The organism is Xenorhabdus bharatensis (assembly GCF_037996705.1).
GTDB lineage: Bacteria > Pseudomonadota > Gammaproteobacteria > Enterobacterales > Enterobacteriaceae > Xenorhabdus > Xenorhabdus bharatensis.
Window position 1 is genome coordinate 1 of record NZ_JBBMXG010000118.1, and the last position, 223, is coordinate 223.

The window sequence follows — 223 nt, forward strand, 5'->3', positions numbered from 1 at the left end:
GCCTTCGGGAACGCTGAGACAGGTGCTGCATGGCTGTCGTCAGCTCGTGTTGTGAAATGTTGGGTTAAGTCCCGCAACGAGCGCAACCCTTATCCTTTGTTGCCAGCACGTGATGGTGGGAACTCAAGGGAGACTGCCGGTGATAAACCGGAGGAAGGTGGGGATGACGTCAAGTCATCATGGCCCTTACGAGTAGGGCTACACACGTGCTACAATGGCAGAT

At 55.2% G+C, this 223-nt stretch carries 1 rRNA gene; it reads left to right on the plus strand.

Features of this window, described 5'->3' with window-relative positions:
- Positions 1-223: ribosomal RNA gene (locus AAC855_RS21840) — 16S ribosomal RNA — on the plus strand; the annotation flags it as partial.